The organism is Rhizobium sp. ZW T2_16 (genome assembly GCF_044987325.1).
GTDB lineage: Bacteria > Pseudomonadota > Alphaproteobacteria > Rhizobiales > Rhizobiaceae > Neorhizobium > Neorhizobium cellulosilyticum.
The window spans coordinates 469,376-485,795 of sequence record NZ_JBJDRG010000003.1 but is presented as its reverse complement, the minus strand read 5'-3'; the positions used below and the strand labels follow the sequence as shown (position 1 = coordinate 485,795).

Genomic DNA, 16,420 nt, shown 5'->3' with positions numbered 1-16,420 from the left:
CGGCAGTCCGGAATTCTTCCCTTTATCTGCCTGACGCATAACTTCAGTAGCCTCTGATATTACCAAATCCGGAATTCTCTGGAAAGCCGTGGTTTTCAAGGTAGAAAGCCACATCTCGAAACAGTTGGTTGAACATCTAGCTATCTTCTTCAGGTTCTGTTTGCCTTTTACCCCTCCTTAAATCGCCGCATTTAGAGTCCAGCGGAAACCTGATGGCAAAAGGCCTGCTGTTTTTCGCAGGCATAAGACGGGAGACCGCCGGCTCGCATGGTAGCCAGAGGCAAATCAGACAAGCGCGTCGAACCTTCCTTCGAAGCATCGCACGACGAAGATCAGGACGAATTTCGCCTTGAGGCTGACGATCGCATTGTCGGTCATCGCAAGGCGTCTAAACGTGCGCCCAAGTCTGATGCGAAGGTCGACACCGCCCGTCGCCAAAAACGGGGAGCCGCAAAATCTGGATCTCGCCGCGGCAGCGGTTCCGCCGGTGGCGGATTATTCGCTCCGTTGCGCAGGCTGATCTACTGGTGTGTCGTTCTCGGTATCTGGGGTGCAATCGGCATAGGTGGCCTTGTGCTTTATTACGGCGCGCAAATGCCTGCGGCCAGCAGCTGGTCGATTCCCGATCGTCCGCCGAACATGAAGATCACTGCGATCGACGGTTCCGTCATTGCCAATCGCGGCGCAACCGGCGGCGAGGCCTTGGCGCTGGAAGAGATGTCGCCCTACCTGCCTCAGGCGGTGATTTCGATCGAGGATCGGCGTTTCTATTCACATTTCGGCATTGACCCGTTGGGTCTTGCGCGTGCCTTCGTCAATAACCTGACCGGCCAGCCGATCCAGGGTGGCTCGACGATTACCCAGCAGTTGGCAAAGAACCTGTTTCTCTCCCCGGATCGCACTTTCGAGCGAAAAATCCAGGAAGTGCTTCTGTCTTTCTGGCTGGAGCACAAGTTCACCAAGGACCAGATCCTCGCCATGTATCTGAACCGGGTTTTCTTCGGTTCTGGTGCCTATGGCGTCGAGGCGGCATCAAGGCGTTATTTCAACAAGTCTGCCCGCGATGTGAACCTCGGTGAAGCGGCGACGCTCGCCGGCCTTCTGAAGGCACCTTCAAGGCTCTCTCCGGCCCGCGATCCGAAAGCGGCCGAAGAGCGTGCTCAGGTCGTCCTCGGTACGATGCGCGAAGAAGGCTACATAACCGACAGCGATTTCAACAAGGCGATGGCGCAGCCGCCTTCCAATGCAAAGAGCTACTGGTCCGGCCCGCAGCATTATGCCGCCGATATGGTCGTGGACGAGGTTAAAAGCCTGATCGGCGAGCCGAAGGTTGATGTCACCGTTGAAACGACGATCGACCTCAAGCTTGAAGAAGCGGCCGACAAATCGCTGAACGACATCCTGAAAAAGGAAGGAGGCAAGCTGAACGCCTCCCAGGCTGCGCTGGTTTCGGTTGACGCGACGGGAGCGATCCGCGCTGTTGTCGGCGGGCGTGATTATGTCCAGAGCCAGTTCAATCGTGCCTTCAAGGCAAAGCGTCAGCCGGGATCGGCATTCAAGCCGTTTGTTTATGCCTCCGCACTCGAAGCCGGTTACGGTCCCGACACGATCGTCAACGACGCGCCGGTGAAGATCGGTAACTGGACGCCAGAAAACTATGAGAAGGAATATAAAGGTCCGGTTCCGCTCTCTTATGCCCTGACACATTCGCTGAACACGGTTGCGGCACAGCTGGTCATGGCCGTGGGACCGGAAAAAGTGGTCTCGATGGCGCATCGACTCGGCGTTGATTCCGATATCCAGCCAAATGCCTCGATTGCACTTGGCACTTCGGAAGTCTCGCTGGTGGAGCTGACGTCATCTTACGCGGCTTTCATGAACGGTGGCTACAAGGCGACGCCGCACATCGTCAAACGCATCACCGATCCGGATGGCAAGGTTCTGTACGAGGCTGATTACAGCAATCCGCCGCGTGTCTTGAGCGAGCCCATCGCCGCCACGATGAACGGCATGATGTCCGGTGTCATTCGCGAGGGTACTGGCAGGGCAGCACGGCTTGACGGCTGGCAGGCGGCCGGAAAATCCGGTACGACGCAGAATTCCCGAGATGCGCTTTTTGTCGGCTTTACCAGCATTCTGACGACCGGTGTGTGGTTCGGCAATGACGACGGCAGCTACATGAAGAGGGTTACCGGCGGCACGTTGCCTGCCAAGGCCTGGAAGGAATATATGACTGTGGCGATGAAGGGATACACGCCGACGCCCTTGTTTGGTTTCGGCAACGGCGCTCAGCTGCCGCCCGCAACCGATCAGCCGCAGTCGCCTTCGACCTCAATCGGCGACATCATTTCCGGTATCCTGCCCGGAGCCTCTCAGGAGCAGCCGGAATATTCGGGCTCTGACAGTTTTCCGCCGGCGCCACCGGCACCTGCCGGCTCGGATATCGTTCGCTCACGCCCGCTGCCGCCGGTGCAGCCGCAGGCAGAGGCTGCCTTGCCACCGGCCCGAAACTTCGATCGGTCGGCTTCACCGCAGCCTCCGGGCGCTATTCCCTGCGCTTATGGCGATAACGCCATTTGCAACAACGGCAATGGTGGCACGGTTTACGACAATCGGCAGCAGCGCCAATATCGCGGCGATACCGACGCCGAACAGGCCGGCGGCTACCGCGATTATCGCCAGTATAAAGGCCCGTATGATTCGCAGGCTCCCTTACCGCCCGGAAGCGTTGGCGGCGGCCCTGTGCCTCCCGGAGATGTCGGCGCTGACGGCGGCCATGTCTACCAGCCGCAGCAAGCTCGCAGGACCACATTGCTTGACGTAATCATGGGCCAGTAATGTCTCCGGCGGCATGCTTGCATGCGTCAGCAGACGAATCGCGCTTTTTGCCGGAAGGCTGGCGATTTCCTGCCTTGCAGTCGGAAAAACCCGTCCTTATATACGCCGCATGACGGCAGCACTGGCTGCCAAGGAATTCAAAAGACCATCCCAGTCGAGGAACTGTCAGTGGAATGCCTTTCGGGGTCCCGACGGTTCGCTTAAAGGAGAGAGAAGATATGGCTAAAGTAATTGGCATCGACCTCGGTACCACCAACTCCTGCGTTGCCATCATGGATGGCAAGGATGCGAAGGTCATCGAGAACGCCGAAGGCGCGCGCACCACGCCCTCCATGGTCGCATTCACCGAAGACGGCGAACGTCTCGTCGGCCAGCCGGCCAAGCGCCAGGCGGTGACTAACCCGACCAACACCCTGTTTGCAGTCAAGCGCCTGATCGGCCGCCGCTTCGAAGACCCGACGGTCGAGAAGGACAAAGGCCTTGTTCCGTTCGATATCGTCAAGGGCGATAACGGCGACGCATGGGTCAAGGCACACGACAAGAACTATTCCCCGGCTCAGGTTTCCGCGATGATCCTTCAGAAGATGAAGGAAACCGCTGAATCCTACCTCGGTGAAAAGGTCGAAAAGGCCGTCATCACCGTTCCGGCATACTTCAACGACGCGCAGCGCCAGGCAACCAAGGATGCCGGCCGCATCGCGGGTCTCGAAGTCCTCCGCATCATCAACGAGCCGACTGCTGCGGCCCTTGCCTACGGCATGGACAAGAAGGACGGCAAGACGATCGCCGTTTACGACTTGGGTGGCGGTACCTTCGATATCTCGGTTCTGGAAATCGGCGACGGCGTCTTCGAAGTGAAGTCGACTAACGGCGACACCTTCCTCGGCGGTGAAGACTTCGACATGCGTCTGGTCGAATATCTTGCAGCCGAGTTCAAGAAGGATCAGGGCATTGACCTGAAGAACGACAAGCTTGCCCTGCAGCGCCTCAAGGAAGCTGCCGAAAAGGCCAAGATCGAACTGTCGTCCTCGCAGCAGACCGAAATCAACCTGCCGTTCATCACGGCGGACGCGTCCGGTCCGAAGCACCTGACGCTGAAGCTGACCCGCGCCAAGTTCGAAAGCCTGGTCGATGATCTGGTTCAGCGCACTGTCGCACCGTGCAAGGCAGCGCTGAAGGATGCCGGCGTTACTGCAGCCGAGATCGACGAAGTCGTTCTCGTCGGCGGTATGAGCCGCATGCCGAAGGTGCAGGAAATCGTCAAGCAGCTGTTCGGCAAGGAGCCGCACAAGGGCGTCAACCCGGATGAAGTCGTAGCCCTCGGTGCTGCCATCCAGGGCGGCGTTCTCCAGGGCGACGTCAAGGACGTTCTGCTTCTCGACGTGACCCCGCTGTCGCTCGGCATCGAAACGCTCGGTGGCGTCTTCACCCGTCTGATCGACCGTAACACCACGATCCCGACCAAGAAGAGCCAAACCTTCTCGACCGCTGACGACAACCAGCAGGCCGTGACGATCCGCGTTTCCCAGGGTGAGCGCGAAATGGCGGCAGACAACAAACTGCTCGGCCAGTTCGACCTCGTCGGCCTGCCGCCGGCACCGCGCGGCATGCCGCAGATCGAAGTCACCTTCGACATCGACGCCAACGGCATCGTCCAGGTTTCGGCCAAGGACAAGGGTACCGGCAAGGAACAGCAGATCCGGATCCAGGCTTCTGGCGGTCTCTCTGACGCCGACATCGAAAAGATGGTCAAGGATGCTGAAGCCAATGCCGAAGCCGACAAGAAGCGTCGTGCAGGCGTTGAAGCCAGGAACCAGGCCGAAAGCCTCATTCACTCCAGCGAGAAGTCGCTGGCTGAATACGGCGACAAGGTCACCGAAGCCGACCGCAAGGCGATCGAAGATGCGATTGCTGCGCTGAAGACCTCGGTCGAAGCTTCCGAGCCGGATGCCGATGACATCCAGGCAAAGACGCAGACCCTCATGGAAGCTTCCATGAAGCTCGGCCAGGCCATCTACGAGGCCCAGCAGGCTGAAGGTGGAGCTGAAGGCGGCAAGGACGACGGTGTCGTTGATGCCGACTACGAGGAAATCAAGGACGACAAGAAGTCGGCCTAAGGCTCCGTTGACGGAAGCCTCAATATAGTCGACTAAAAGTTCCGGCTGCCTTGTGCAGCCGGACTACGTTTCCGGAGCCGGATACCTGAATGGCCAAAGCAGACTTTTACGAAATCCTGGGCGTCGCCAAATCGGCGGACGAGAAGGAGCTGAAGAGCGCCTTCCGCAAGATGGCCATGAAATACCACCCGGACAAGAATCCAGGTGACGCGGAGGCCGAAAAGAAGTTCAAGGAACTGAATGAGGCCTACGAAACCCTAAAGGACCCGCAGAAGCGCGCAGCCTATGATCGTTACGGTCATGCAGCCTTCGAACAGGGCGGCATGGGCGGTGGCGGCGGTTTCGGCGGTGGTGCCGGTGGCTTCTCCGACATTTTCGAAGACATCTTTGGCGAGATGATGGGCGGCGGCCGTGCGCGCCGTTCTTCCGGTGGCCGCGAACGCGGCGCCGATCTTCGCTACAACATGGAAATTTCGCTGGAAGAAGCGTTTTCCGGGAAGACAGCGCAGATCCGGGTTCCGACCTCGATCACCTGCGACGTCTGCACCGGTTCTGGCGCCAAGCCCGGCACGCAGCCCAAGACCTGCGGCACCTGTCAGGGTTCGGGTCGCGTTCGCGCTTCCCAGGGCTTCTTCTCTGTTGAGCGCACCTGCCCGACCTGTCATGGCCGCGGCCAGACGATCACCGATCCCTGCACAAAGTGCCACGGCCAGGGCCGTGTGACCGAAGAGCGTTCGCTCTCGGTCAACATCCCGGCCGGCATCGAGGACGGTACCCGTATCCGCCTTCAGGGCGAGGGCGAAGCCGGTGCCCGTGGCGGCCCGGCGGGCGATCTCTATATCTTCCTGTCGGTTACGCCGCATGAATTCTTCCAGCGCGATGGCGCCGACCTTTATTGCGCCGTTCCGATCTCGATGACCACGGCAGCGCTTGGTGGCACGTTCGATGTCGGCACGCTGGACGGCTCGAAGTCGCGTGTGTCGGTGCCGGAAGGCACCCAAGCCGGCAAGCAGTTTCGTTTGAAGGGCAAGGGCATGCCGGTTCTGCGCTCGTCGCAGACGGGCGACCTCTATATTCAGATCGGCATCGAGACGCCGCAGAAGCTGACCAAGCGTCAGCGCGAACTGCTGCAGGAATTCGAGGAAATCTCGTCCAAGGAGAACAATCCCGAATCGACCGGCTTCTTCGCCCGGATGAAGGAATTCTTCGACAACTGATCGAAGACGATAGTGGAATTGAAAACGCCGGCTGAAGAGCCGGCGTTTTGCGTTTGTGGTAAAGTTGCAGGGCTTCGTTCTGGTCGCCATGCTCGGGCTCGTCCCGAGCATCTATTGTCGTTCAACCCAACCTCAACGTGAATGGACCCTCGGGACAAGCCCGAGGATGACGTCGAGAAAAATTACTTCTGAGCCAACGCCGTCATGATCCGTGCCCAGGAGCGGATGCCCTTGTGGTAGGACTTGAGATCATATTTTTCGTTCGGCGAATGGATACGGTCATCCACGAGACCGAAGCCGACCAGCAGCGAATCCATGCCGAGCTGCTTCTGGAAATCGCCGACGATTGGGATCGAGCCGCCCATACCAATGATGACGGCCGGGTTCTTCCACTCTTCCGAAAGGGCAGCTTTTGCCTTGGTCAACTCCGGCGAATCATAGGAAAGCTGGATGGCAGGTGATGCGCCATGTTCATGGAATTCCACCGAGCAATCGCCTGGGATTTTCGAGCGCACATAGGCGCGGAAGGCTTCGCGAACCTTTGCCGGGTTCTGATCTCCGACGAGGCGGAAGGAAACCTTGGCCGAGGCCTGGGCCGCGATTACCGTCTTGAAACCTTCGCCGGTATAGCCGCCGGTAATGCCGTTCACTTCTGCAGTTGGGCGTGCCCAGGTCAGTTCCAGCACGGAGCGGCCTTTTTCGCCGGACGGGATCGAAAGACCGACGCCGCCAAGAAAGCTCTCGGAGCTGCGACCGAGCGTTTCCCAGCCTTCCTTGATATTGGTCGGCGTCTCTTCGACGCCCTCGTAAAAGCCGTCCAGTGTCACGCGACCGGTCTCGTCATGCAGGCCGGCGAGAATGCCGGTGAGGATATGGATCGGGTTGGCGGCAGCTCCGCCGAACAGGCCGGAATGCAGGTCGCGATCGGCAGCCTTGATGACGATCTCTTCGCCGACTAGGCCACGCAATGCAGCTGCGATTGCCGGCGTATCGCCATCCCACATGCCGGTATCGCAAACCAGCGCAAACTCGGCCTTGAGTTCTGCGGCATTGGCGTCGAGGAAGGGCTTCAGCGACGGCGAACCGGACTCTTCTTCGCCTTCAAACAGGATGGTGACGCGGATCGGCAGCGAACCGTTGATTTCCTTGTAGGCGCGGCAGGCTTCGACGAAGGTCATCAACTGGCCCTTGTCATCAGCGGTGCCGCGGCCGGTCAACACTTTACGGCCGGGCGAGATTTCCTTGATCTTCGGCTCAAACGGACTGTCCTCCCAGAGCTCGATCGGATCGACCGGTTGTACGTCGTAATGGCCGTAGAAAAGCACATGTGGGGCATCGGCCGTCGCGCCCTCGTGATGGGCGACAACCATCGGGTGCCCGGCCGTGTCGCGCACGGAGGCGTCAAAGCCGATACCCTTCAGTTCGACAACCAGCCATTCGGCTGCCTTGCGGCACTCGGCCTTGTAGGCCGGGTCCGTGGAGATGGACTGGATGCGGACGAGCGAAAAGAGGCGGTCGATGCTGTCTTGAAGGTTCTGGTCGGCGCGATCGAGAACGGCGGAAATATCGGTCATTGAAATCACCTTGTCTTGGAGCGGTCGCACACGCGGGCGGCCAGCTTGCCCTGAACTGTTAGCAAGCAAGGGCAGGGCGGCACAATGGCAAAAGCCGCTGCCGGTTTGCCGAATGCACGGGCAATGCAACTTTGGTCGAAGGAGTACAACCCTGGACTGTCGGCAAAGTGGAGATATATGCTCAAATTCGGACATCGTTTCGTCCGGCCTTGGGAGGGGCTTCAATGTGGAATCAAGTTTATGACCCCACGGGCAGTGCTGTTCTGTCCACCATACTCGCCGCAATTCCCGTTCTCATTCTTCTCGGCCTTATCGCAACCAATGTGGTGAAGGCACATATCGCAGCCATCATCGCGCTCATCATTGCCAATCTGATCGCAATCTTCATCTTCACCATGCCGGCAGCGATGTCGATCCGTGCCACTATTCTGGGAGCGATCACCGGCTTTTTCCCGATCGGCTGGATCGTCCTCAATGTCATCTTCCTCTACCGGCTGACGGTGGAGAAAGGGCAGTTCGAGAAGCTTCAACAGACGATCGGCAGCGTGACGGACGACCGCCGCATACAATTACTGCTCATCGCCTTTGCCTTTGGGGCTTTTTTCGAGGGCGCATCCGGCTTCGGTACGCCGGTAGCGGTTACTGGCGCGATCCTGATCGGCCTTGGCTTTTCGCCGCTCGCCGCTTCCGGCCTGTCTCTTATCGCCAATACCGCGCCGGTCGCCTATGGCGCGCTCGGCACGCCGATCCAGGGCCTGTCTCAGGTCACAGGCATCGATCCCTACCTGCTTGGTGCCATGGTCGGCAGGCAGCTGCCATTCTTCTCGGTGCTTGTGCCCTTCTGGCTGATCTGGGTTTTTGCCGGACGCAAGGGCATGATGCAGATCTGGCCGGCTATCCTGGTGACCGGCGCGTCCTTTGCCATTTCGCAGTTCGCCATCTCCAACTACATAAATCCATGGATCGTCGATATCGGCGCCTCACTGATCTCCATGGCATGCCTCATTGGCTTCCTGCAGGTCTGGCAGCCCAAGGAGGTCTGGACTTCACCCAAGCTGCGCGGCCACGATATTTCCGATGACGGCACATTGAAGGAAGCAAAACCGATCGTGCGCCCGTCGCGGGCCGAGATCCGTGCAGCACTGACACCCTGGGTAATCGTCTGCGTGATCCTTTTGATCTGGGGCACCGGTTTCTTCAAGTCGGCGGTCAATTCATGGGCGGTGTGGAACTATCCCGTCCCGGGCCTCGACAAGATGATCGCCAAGATGCCGCCCGTAGCGCCCGGGCCAACGCCGGAAGCCGCGACCTTCTCCTTCACCTGGCTGTCATACACGGGCACCGGCATGTTTATCGCAGCCGTACTTTCCGGCTTTGCCATGGGCTTCACTCCGTTGGCGATGCTGAAAACCTACGCCAGGACAATAAAACTCTGCGCCTATTCGCTGATTACGATCGCCGCGATGCTGGCGCTCGGTACGCTGACGAGACTGTCGGGCATCGACTCCACACTCGGCCTTGCCTTTGCCGCGACCGGCGTCTTCTATCCGTTCTTCGGCACGCTGCTCGGCTGGCTCGGCGTGGCATTGACCGGCTCCGACACGGCGTCGAACATTCTCTTCGGCAACCTGCAGAAGGTGACGTCCGAACAACTCGGCCTGTCGCCGATCCTGATGGGAGCGGCAAACTCGTCCGGTGGCGTGATGGGAAAGATGATCGACGCACAGTCGATCGTCGTCGCATCCACTGCGACCGGCTGGTTCGGGCACGAAGGCAGTATTCTGCGCTTCGTCTTCTGGCACTCGATCGTGCTTGCCTGCCTTGTCGGTGTGCTGGTGACGTTGCAGGCCTATGTCTGGCCCTTCTCGGCCATGGTCGTCATTCAACCCTGATGGATCTGAAGAGGCATCGCTCGTTTTGGGCGGTGCCTTAGGCTTTTCGGCTGTTACCGATGATAAGGCGCATATATTCCATCATCAGCTCCCGCTCGAATGAGCGGAAGCCGGAAAACAGCGCGCTGTCCGCCTCGGCGGCGGCATCGACAGCACTCGTTTCCAGCGATCTGCCGAGTTCCGTCAAAGTGATGATCTGGGCCCGTTTGTCGCTCGGGTGCGGTGTGCGCGCAATCAGCCCGTCGCGCTCCATACGCGAAAGCGTATTGGCAAGTGTGGCCTGCTCCACCTCAAGCTTGTCCAAGAGCTGTTTCTGGGTCAGGCCGTCTTCCTGCCAGAGTTCCAGCAGCACGGGAAACTGGCCAGGAGAAAAGCCGAGTGACGCCGCCCGCTTCTGCAGCGATCGTGAAAAAACCCTGGCGAGCTGACCGGCCAGATAGGTAGCCGACTGCGAGCGATCGAATCCCATGGCCTCCGCCACTACTTTCCCGGGGGAGCCAGCTTGGCTGGCAGACGATAATCGATATCAGGCAATGCTTTTATGGAGATTGGGGCACAGGTGCGGTGTTGGCAAGATGGGCACTGATAATTCGGCTGCCGATGTCGGAGGTAACGCAAACAAAAACGCCACGGCTGGGAGGGGGCAGCCGTGGCGTTTCTTATAGAAGGACAAAGACCCGGAGAGGGGGATAGGCCTTTGTCCGGTCTGGTGAGGCGGGGGACGGGCCTTCTGCCAGACTGCGGCGTTACGATCGCCGGTAACCCTGAGATGATAGGCGGATTGCGGCTTTTCAAGGGAAAGCTGGATTACAATTCGGTAAGGTAGAGCAAAGCTTGCCGGTGTGGTTCCGAAGAAGTTTTCGTGGACGCCGATCCTGTGCCACGCTATGCCATGCCCATGAAAAAAGGCGATCACCTCTTCCTAGTCGACGGTTCCGGCTTCATCTTTCGCGCGTTTCACGCGCTGCCACCGCTGACCCGAAAAACCGATGGCTTGCCGGTCGGCGCGGTCTCAGGCTTCTGCAACATGCTCTGGAAACTGCTGACCGATGCGCGTGATACGTCGGTCGGCGTGACGCCCACCCATTTCGCCGTCATCTTCGATTATTCGTCGAAAACGTTCCGCAAGGATCTCTACGACGCCTACAAGGCGAACCGCTCGGCCCCGCCGGAAGAACTGGTCCCGCAGTTCGGCCTGATCCGCCAGGCGACCCGTGCCTTCAACCTGCCCTGCATTGAGACCGAAGGTTTCGAGGCGGACGACATCATCGCGACTTATGCCCGTCAGGCAGAAGCCACCGGTGCAGACGTTACCATCGTGTCTTCCGACAAGGACCTGATGCAGCTCGTGACGCCGATGGTCCACATGTATGACAGCATGAAGGACAAGCAGATCGGCATTCCGGAAGTCGTCGAAAAATGGGGTGTGCCGCCGGAAAAGATGATCGATCTTCAGGCGCTGGTGGGTGACTCGGTCGACAACGTTCCGGGTATTCCCGGTATCGGACCGAAGACGGCGGCCCAGCTTCTGGAAGAGTTCGGCGATCTCGATACGCTGCTGACACGCGCGGGCGAAATCAAGCAGGTCAAACGTCGCGAAAACATCATTGCCAATGCGGATATGGCCCGCCTGTCCCGCCAGTTGGTGGAGTTGCGTACCGATGTGCCTTTGGATCTTGATCTCGACGCGCTGTTCCTCGAGCCACAAGATGGGCCAAAGCTGGTCGCATTCCTGAAGGCGATGGAATTCGGCACGCTGACCCGCCGCGTGGCCACGACCTGCGATTGCGATGCCAATACCATAGAGCCGGCCACGATCGAGGTGGAATGGGGCGCCGAGGCAAGAGGGCCGGATCTTGATGCCGGAACTTCCATCAATACCGGCGATGCCGCAGCCCAGGCACCTGCAAATCCCGCCAAGGCGGCTGTTGCCAAGGGCGCCGATGGAGCAACGCCGAGCGAGCTTGCGGATACGCGTATCGCCGCTTTTTCCACTGCGAAAATCGACACGACGAAATATGTCACGATCCGAGACGCTGCCGTTCTCGACGACTGGATCAAGGCCGCGCGCGAGACCGGTCTTGTCGGTTTCGATACCGAGACCAATTCGCTCGATCCGATGCAGACGGAGCTGGTCGGTTTTTCGCTCGCCATTGCCGACAATACCGATAATCCATCGGGGCTCGATGTCCGTGCCGCCTATGTGCCACTGACCCACAAGACCGGTGTCGGCGATCTCCTTGGCGGCGGAATGGCCGAAAACCAGCTTTCCACCCGCGATGCGCTGGATCGCCTCAAGCCGCTGCTGGAAGACCCGTCGGTCCTGAAGGTCGCCCAGAACCTGAAATTCGACTACCTCGTCATGAAGCGCCACGGCATCACCGTGCAGGGTTATGACGATACGATGTTGATGTCCTATGTGCTGGACGCCGGCAAGACCACGCACGGCATGGACACATTGTCCGAACGCTGGCTGAACCATAAGCCGATCGCGTTCAAGGATGTTGCCGGTTCGGGCAAGAGCGGCGTCACCTTCGATTTCGTCGATATCGACCGCGCGACGACTTACGCTGCAGAAGATGCCGATGTGACGCTGAGGCTCTGGATGGTGCTGAAGCCGCAACTGGCGGCGATGGGCCTTACCCGCATCTATGAGCGGCTGGAACGTCCTCTCGTCGAAGTTCTGGCGCGCATGGAAGAGCGTGGTATTTCCATCGACCGGCAGATCCTGTCGCGCCTTTCTGGCGAATTGGCCCAGAAGGCAGCTGCCTTCGAGCACGAGATCTACGAACTCGCCGGCGAAAAGTTCACCATCGGCTCGCCCAAACAGCTCGGTGATATCCTGTTCGGTAAAATGGGGCTTCCGGGCGGTTCCAAGACCAAAACCGGCCAGTGGTCGACCTCAGCGCAGGTTCTGGAAGATCTCGCAGCCGAAGGCGCGGAGCTGCCACGCAAGATCGTTGACTGGCGTCAGCTGACCAAGCTGAAATCTACCTACACGGATGCGCTTCCCGGTTATGTGCACCCTGAAACGAAGCGAGTCCACACCTCCTATTCGCTGGCTTCCACCACGACGGGGCGCCTGTCATCGTCCGAACCGAACCTGCAGAATATTCCGGTAAGGACGGCGGAAGGCCGCAAGATCCGCACCGCTTTCATTGCGTCGCCGGGCCACAAGCTTCTGTCTGCGGATTACAGCCAGATCGAACTGCGCGTACTCGCCCATGTGGCCGACATTCCGCAGCTGCGCCAGGCCTTTGCCGACGGGATAGATATCCACGCCATGACCGCATCCGAAATGTTCGGTGTCCCGGTGGAAGGCATGCCGAGCGAAATCCGCCGCCGTGCCAAGGCGATCAATTTCGGCATCATTTACGGCATCTCCGCCTTCGGTCTTGCCAACCAGCTGTCGATCGAGCGCTCTGAAGCGAGCGATTACATCAAGAAGTATTTCGAGCGTTTCCCAGGTATCCGCGACTATATGGATTCAACCAAGGCCTTTGCCCGCGAGCACGGCTATGTGGAAACGATCTTCGGTCGCCGCGCCCATTACCCGGAAATCAAGTCGTCCAACCCTTCGATGCGCGCGTTTAACGAGCGTGCGGCGATCAACGCACCGATCCAGGGATCTGCGGCAGATATCATTCGTCGTGCCATGGTGAAGATGGAGCCGGTACTGGCTGAAGCCGGGCTTGGCGAACGTGTGCGCATGCTGCTTCAGGTCCACGATGAACTAATTTTCGAAGTCGAGGATGCGGACGTCGAAAAGGCCATGCCGATCATCGTCTCGACCATGGAACAGGCGGCAATGCCGGCGATTTCGATGAAAGTGCCGCTCAAGGTTGATGCGCGCGCCGCTTCCAACTGGGACGAGGCGCACTGAAAGGCCGCTGATGTTTTCTGATCTGGCGATCAATGCGCAGATCAGGCTGACCCGGTTTCCGGATAAAGCGAAGCCAGTGCCGTGGAAAGCAGTTCCTCGGCATAGGTATCTGCCGTTTCCTGCGCACCTTTGGTTAGACCGACCTCGCGCGATCGTTGTCGCACCGTGTCTTGGATCAGGGCTGCTATACCGCGGGCCTGATCAGCATTGCCGTTCTCGGAGGTGTCGAGCGTCAACGCCAATGCGGTCATGGCGACAATCTCCAGCACGACTATTCGCGCTTCCAGATCATTGCTTGCCACACTGTCAGGGTCCGCTCCATCCCTTGCTCGTGTTTCTATCACCGCCCCAGCTCCAATTGGCCTAGCCTCCATTAGGCATGCCGAATAAAGCAGGTAGGGGACCTATTGGAACTTTAAAGCGTGCCAGGTTTTATTTTTCTCTCGGAATGAAAGACTGGGATAATAAAGTCGAAACGGCGTCGACAATCGCTTTGCCCGAAATTTCTATTTCATCGCTATTATCGATCGTGATGACCTTATAGTCGCCGATCACGCCAAGAGAACTCCGTTTCAGCCGGCGCAGAATGTCTTCTCTGCTCTCTCGTCCGCGCGCTTCAAGCCGCAGTGCCAGCACTTCCGGGCGTGCTGTTACGTTGATGACGACGAGGTTCGGATAGGCTTGCCCGAACAGGCCGAGCGCCGAGCGCGATCCGTTTGCGACAACGACCGCGCCGCTCGCCACGGCATTCTTCGTCTCGACGGGTATGCCGTAATGCAATCCGTGAGCTTCCCATGAAACGGCAAAGCGGCCATCGGCTTTGAGCTTTTCGAACTCAGCTTCGCAGACGCCATCATGATTCTCGCCGCCGGCAGCAGCATCGCGGGTTATCACGCGACGGGCAAACACCACATCGGGGTTGCCCGAGAGGGCGCGGGCGGCGTAGGCCATCAATGTGTCCTTGCCGGCCCCACTGGGGCCGACGACCGCGACCATGCAGCCTTCACCGGCTTTTCTGCGGGGTTCGGATGATCCGTGCATTAGGCCACCCGGCGCCCTTGCCGCCAGACGGCGCGCGATACCGGCACGCCTGCCTCGCGATGAACCCGTACGAGGTCGGCACGCAACCCGGTCGCGATCCGGCCGCGATCGGCAAGGCCAGCTGTTCGGGCTGGGGTGGACGTCACCATGGAGATCGCCTTTGGCAAAGAGATCCCCTCGACATCGTCTGCAAGAATGAATGGCGCGTAAAGCAGGCTGAGAGGCACGTAGTCCGAGGAGAGGACATCGAGAACGTCTCCGGCAGCAAGATCGCGGGCGGCAATATTGCCGGAATGCGACTTGCCGCGCACGACGTTCGGCGCGCCCATCAGCACGCTCATGCCAGCCCTATGCGAGGCGGCGGCGGCTTCGAAACTGGTTGGGAATTCGGCAAGCTTGACGCCGTTTTCGATCGCCTCGTCGACATGGGCAAGCGTCGCATCGTCATGGCTTGCAACGGTGATACCGTGCTCGGCGCAATGCTTGGCAATCGCGATACGATTCGGCGTCGAATTGCGCTGCGATTCCGCCACGCGCTTGTCGACAAAGATCTTAAAGGCTTCGTCGGTCAGGCCGCGCTTCTTCTGATAGTAGAAGATATACTGATCCATTGTCTGGAACTGACGCTGACCGGGAGCGTGGTCCATCAGCGAGACGAGCCGCACATGGCTGTCATTCTCGAAATCGGCAAAATGCTCCAGCACGTTATCGGCCGAAACCTCGCAGCGGAGGTGGATCAGGTGCTCCGAGCGCAGCCGCGCTTCGCGTTCGGCCGCCTGGATCGCATCGGCCATGGCCCGCATCTCGCCATGCTCGAAGCCACCGTCCTCGTCCGATCCCATTCTCAGGCAATCGAAGACGGTCGTGATGCCGGAAGAGGCGATCTGGGCGTCATGGGCCTGGATCGCCGCCGTCGCATTCCAGCGCACGCCGGGACGCGGAGAATAATGCTGTTCCAGATGGTCGGTATGCAGCTCCACCAGACCCGGGATCAGATAATCGCCCTCGAAATCCTCGCCCGTGTGAACGCTGCCTTCGGAAAAGTCAGCGATCTTGCCGTCACGGATCTGTACGGAGCCGGAAATAACGCTGTCTTCCAGCACGATGCGGGCATTCTTGAATACGGTCTCGGTCATGGGGCGGTCTTTCTGATCTCGGAAGCGGGCTTCAGGGGCAGCCAGCGATGGGCAATAAAATCTGCGCCGCGGGCAGGCTCGACGAAGAGCGCTATGCCGTTAATGGAGAGCGGCCTGTTGACGAATTCGGCAAAACGGGGCTCAAGAGCGGCGCGCATGGCAGGCGCCTGTTCGGGCGGAACCTGGCCGGACAGCGTCATGTGAAAGCGAAATTCTCCCATCACATGGGGATAACCCCAGCGCATCAGGTTGTCGCGATGCTGCGGCGACAGCGTTTCCGGCTTGCGACGGGTAATATCGGCATCCGACAGCGGCGCCCGAAATGGCTCGAAATCCTCAACGATGCGGGCAGCATAGTCCTGCAGCTCGGGATAGACCCGATCCGGCACCAGCGCGAAGAACCGTCCGAGCTGGCCGACAATCACGTTGGGTATATCGAATGCCTCAGTCGTCGCGGCAAACTCTTCGAAAGCTTCGATCAGTTCCGCTTCCGTCTTGCCGTCTGCGAGTTCGAACGGAGCCTTCAGTGTTGCGTGAAAGGCGTAGCGGCGAGGATCGGCGGTAAGCGCATGAACCTCCTCCACGGAAAGGCCGTTGACCTCGGGCGTGGGAAAGGCCTCGCCGGTATAGGCATCACGGCCGAGCCAACGGGATGCGGTCGTCGTCAGCGGATGGTCCGCAGCGGGGGAAAAGTAGAGGGCGTAACGCAAGGCATCATTCCG

The 16,420-nt window shown here is 59.4% G+C and carries 11 protein-coding genes; 5 read left to right on the top strand and 6 right to left on the bottom strand.

The annotated features are described in order from the left end of the window. Nucleotides 1–267 precede the first annotated feature (267 nt). The 3 genes from ACI3K0_RS12285 to dnaJ all read left to right on the top strand — a co-directional run bounded on the left by ACI3K0_RS12285 (nucleotide 268) and on the right by dnaJ (nucleotide 6,172). Nucleotides 268–2,838: a transglycosylase domain-containing protein gene (locus tag ACI3K0_RS12285; protein WP_404945356.1), complete on the top strand. Its 2,571-nt coding sequence runs from the start codon at nucleotides 268–270 to the stop codon at nucleotides 2,836–2,838. Between the two features lie 218 nt (nucleotides 2,839–3,056). Then, nucleotides 3,057–4,955 (top strand): molecular chaperone DnaK, encoded by a 1,899-nt coding sequence (gene dnaK / locus ACI3K0_RS12280; RefSeq protein ID WP_183823859.1) that lies wholly within the window; start codon nucleotides 3,057–3,059, stop codon nucleotides 4,953–4,955. Between the two features lie 89 nt (nucleotides 4,956–5,044). Next, nucleotides 5,045–6,172 (top strand): molecular chaperone DnaJ, encoded by a 1,128-nt coding sequence (gene dnaJ / locus ACI3K0_RS12275; protein ID WP_148146182.1) that lies wholly within the window; start codon nucleotides 5,045–5,047, stop codon nucleotides 6,170–6,172. A gap of 182 nt (nucleotides 6,173–6,354) precedes the next feature. Here dnaJ and ACI3K0_RS12270 read toward each other — a convergent pair whose 3' ends face one another. Continuing rightward, nucleotides 6,355–7,746, bottom strand: coding sequence for a M20/M25/M40 family metallo-hydrolase (locus ACI3K0_RS12270; protein WP_183823857.1), 1,392 nt, complete (start codon nucleotides 7,744–7,746; stop codon nucleotides 6,355–6,357). A 224-nt stretch (nucleotides 7,747–7,970) separates the two neighbouring features. On the opposite strand from ACI3K0_RS12270, the gene ACI3K0_RS12265 reads away from it, so the two are divergent. After that, nucleotides 7,971–9,638 (top strand): L-lactate permease, encoded by a 1,668-nt coding sequence (locus tag ACI3K0_RS12265; RefSeq protein WP_183823855.1) that lies wholly within the window; start codon nucleotides 7,971–7,973, stop codon nucleotides 9,636–9,638. A 37-nt stretch (nucleotides 9,639–9,675) separates the two neighbouring features. Here the strand turns inward: ACI3K0_RS12265 and ACI3K0_RS12260 are convergent, their stop codons facing one another. Next, complete coding sequence (locus ACI3K0_RS12260; protein WP_112455112.1) at nucleotides 9,676–10,107, bottom strand: MarR family winged helix-turn-helix transcriptional regulator; 432 nt, start codon at nucleotides 10,105–10,107, stop codon at nucleotides 9,676–9,678. A gap of 429 nt (nucleotides 10,108–10,536) precedes the next feature. On the opposite strand from ACI3K0_RS12260, the gene polA reads away from it, so the two are divergent. Beyond that, nucleotides 10,537–13,521 carry a DNA polymerase I gene (gene polA, locus ACI3K0_RS12255; protein ID WP_183824158.1) on the top strand — a complete coding sequence of 995 codons (2,985 nt, stop codon included), beginning with the start codon at nucleotides 10,537–10,539 and terminating at the stop codon, nucleotides 13,519–13,521. 41 nt (nucleotides 13,522–13,562) lie between these two features. Here the strand turns inward: polA and ACI3K0_RS12250 are convergent, their stop codons facing one another. The 4 genes from ACI3K0_RS12250 to ACI3K0_RS12235 all read right to left on the bottom strand — a co-directional run bounded on the left by ACI3K0_RS12250 (nucleotide 13,563) and on the right by ACI3K0_RS12235 (nucleotide 16,408). After that, nucleotides 13,563–13,823 (bottom strand): hypothetical protein, encoded by a 261-nt coding sequence (locus tag ACI3K0_RS12250; protein WP_148146178.1) that lies wholly within the window; start codon nucleotides 13,821–13,823, stop codon nucleotides 13,563–13,565. Nucleotides 13,824–13,953: 130 nt separating this feature from the next. After that, on the bottom strand, nucleotides 13,954–14,562 hold the full coding sequence (gene phnN / locus ACI3K0_RS12245) for a phosphonate metabolism protein/1,5-bisphosphokinase (PRPP-forming) PhnN (protein ID WP_246435988.1): 609 nt from the start codon (nucleotides 14,560–14,562) through the stop codon (nucleotides 13,954–13,956). Then, nucleotides 14,562–15,698 carry an alpha-D-ribose 1-methylphosphonate 5-triphosphate diphosphatase gene (locus ACI3K0_RS12240; protein WP_404945355.1) on the bottom strand — a complete coding sequence of 379 codons (1,137 nt, stop codon included), beginning with the start codon at nucleotides 15,696–15,698 and terminating at the stop codon, nucleotides 14,562–14,564. Before ACI3K0_RS12240 ends, phnN begins: the two co-directional genes overlap by 1 nt. Beyond that, on the bottom strand, nucleotides 15,695–16,408 hold the full coding sequence (locus ACI3K0_RS12235; protein ID WP_183823849.1) for a DUF1045 domain-containing protein: 714 nt from the start codon (nucleotides 16,406–16,408) through the stop codon (nucleotides 15,695–15,697). The genes ACI3K0_RS12240 and ACI3K0_RS12235 overlap by 4 nt, the downstream gene beginning before the upstream one ends. Nucleotides 16,409–16,420 lie beyond the last annotated feature (12 nt).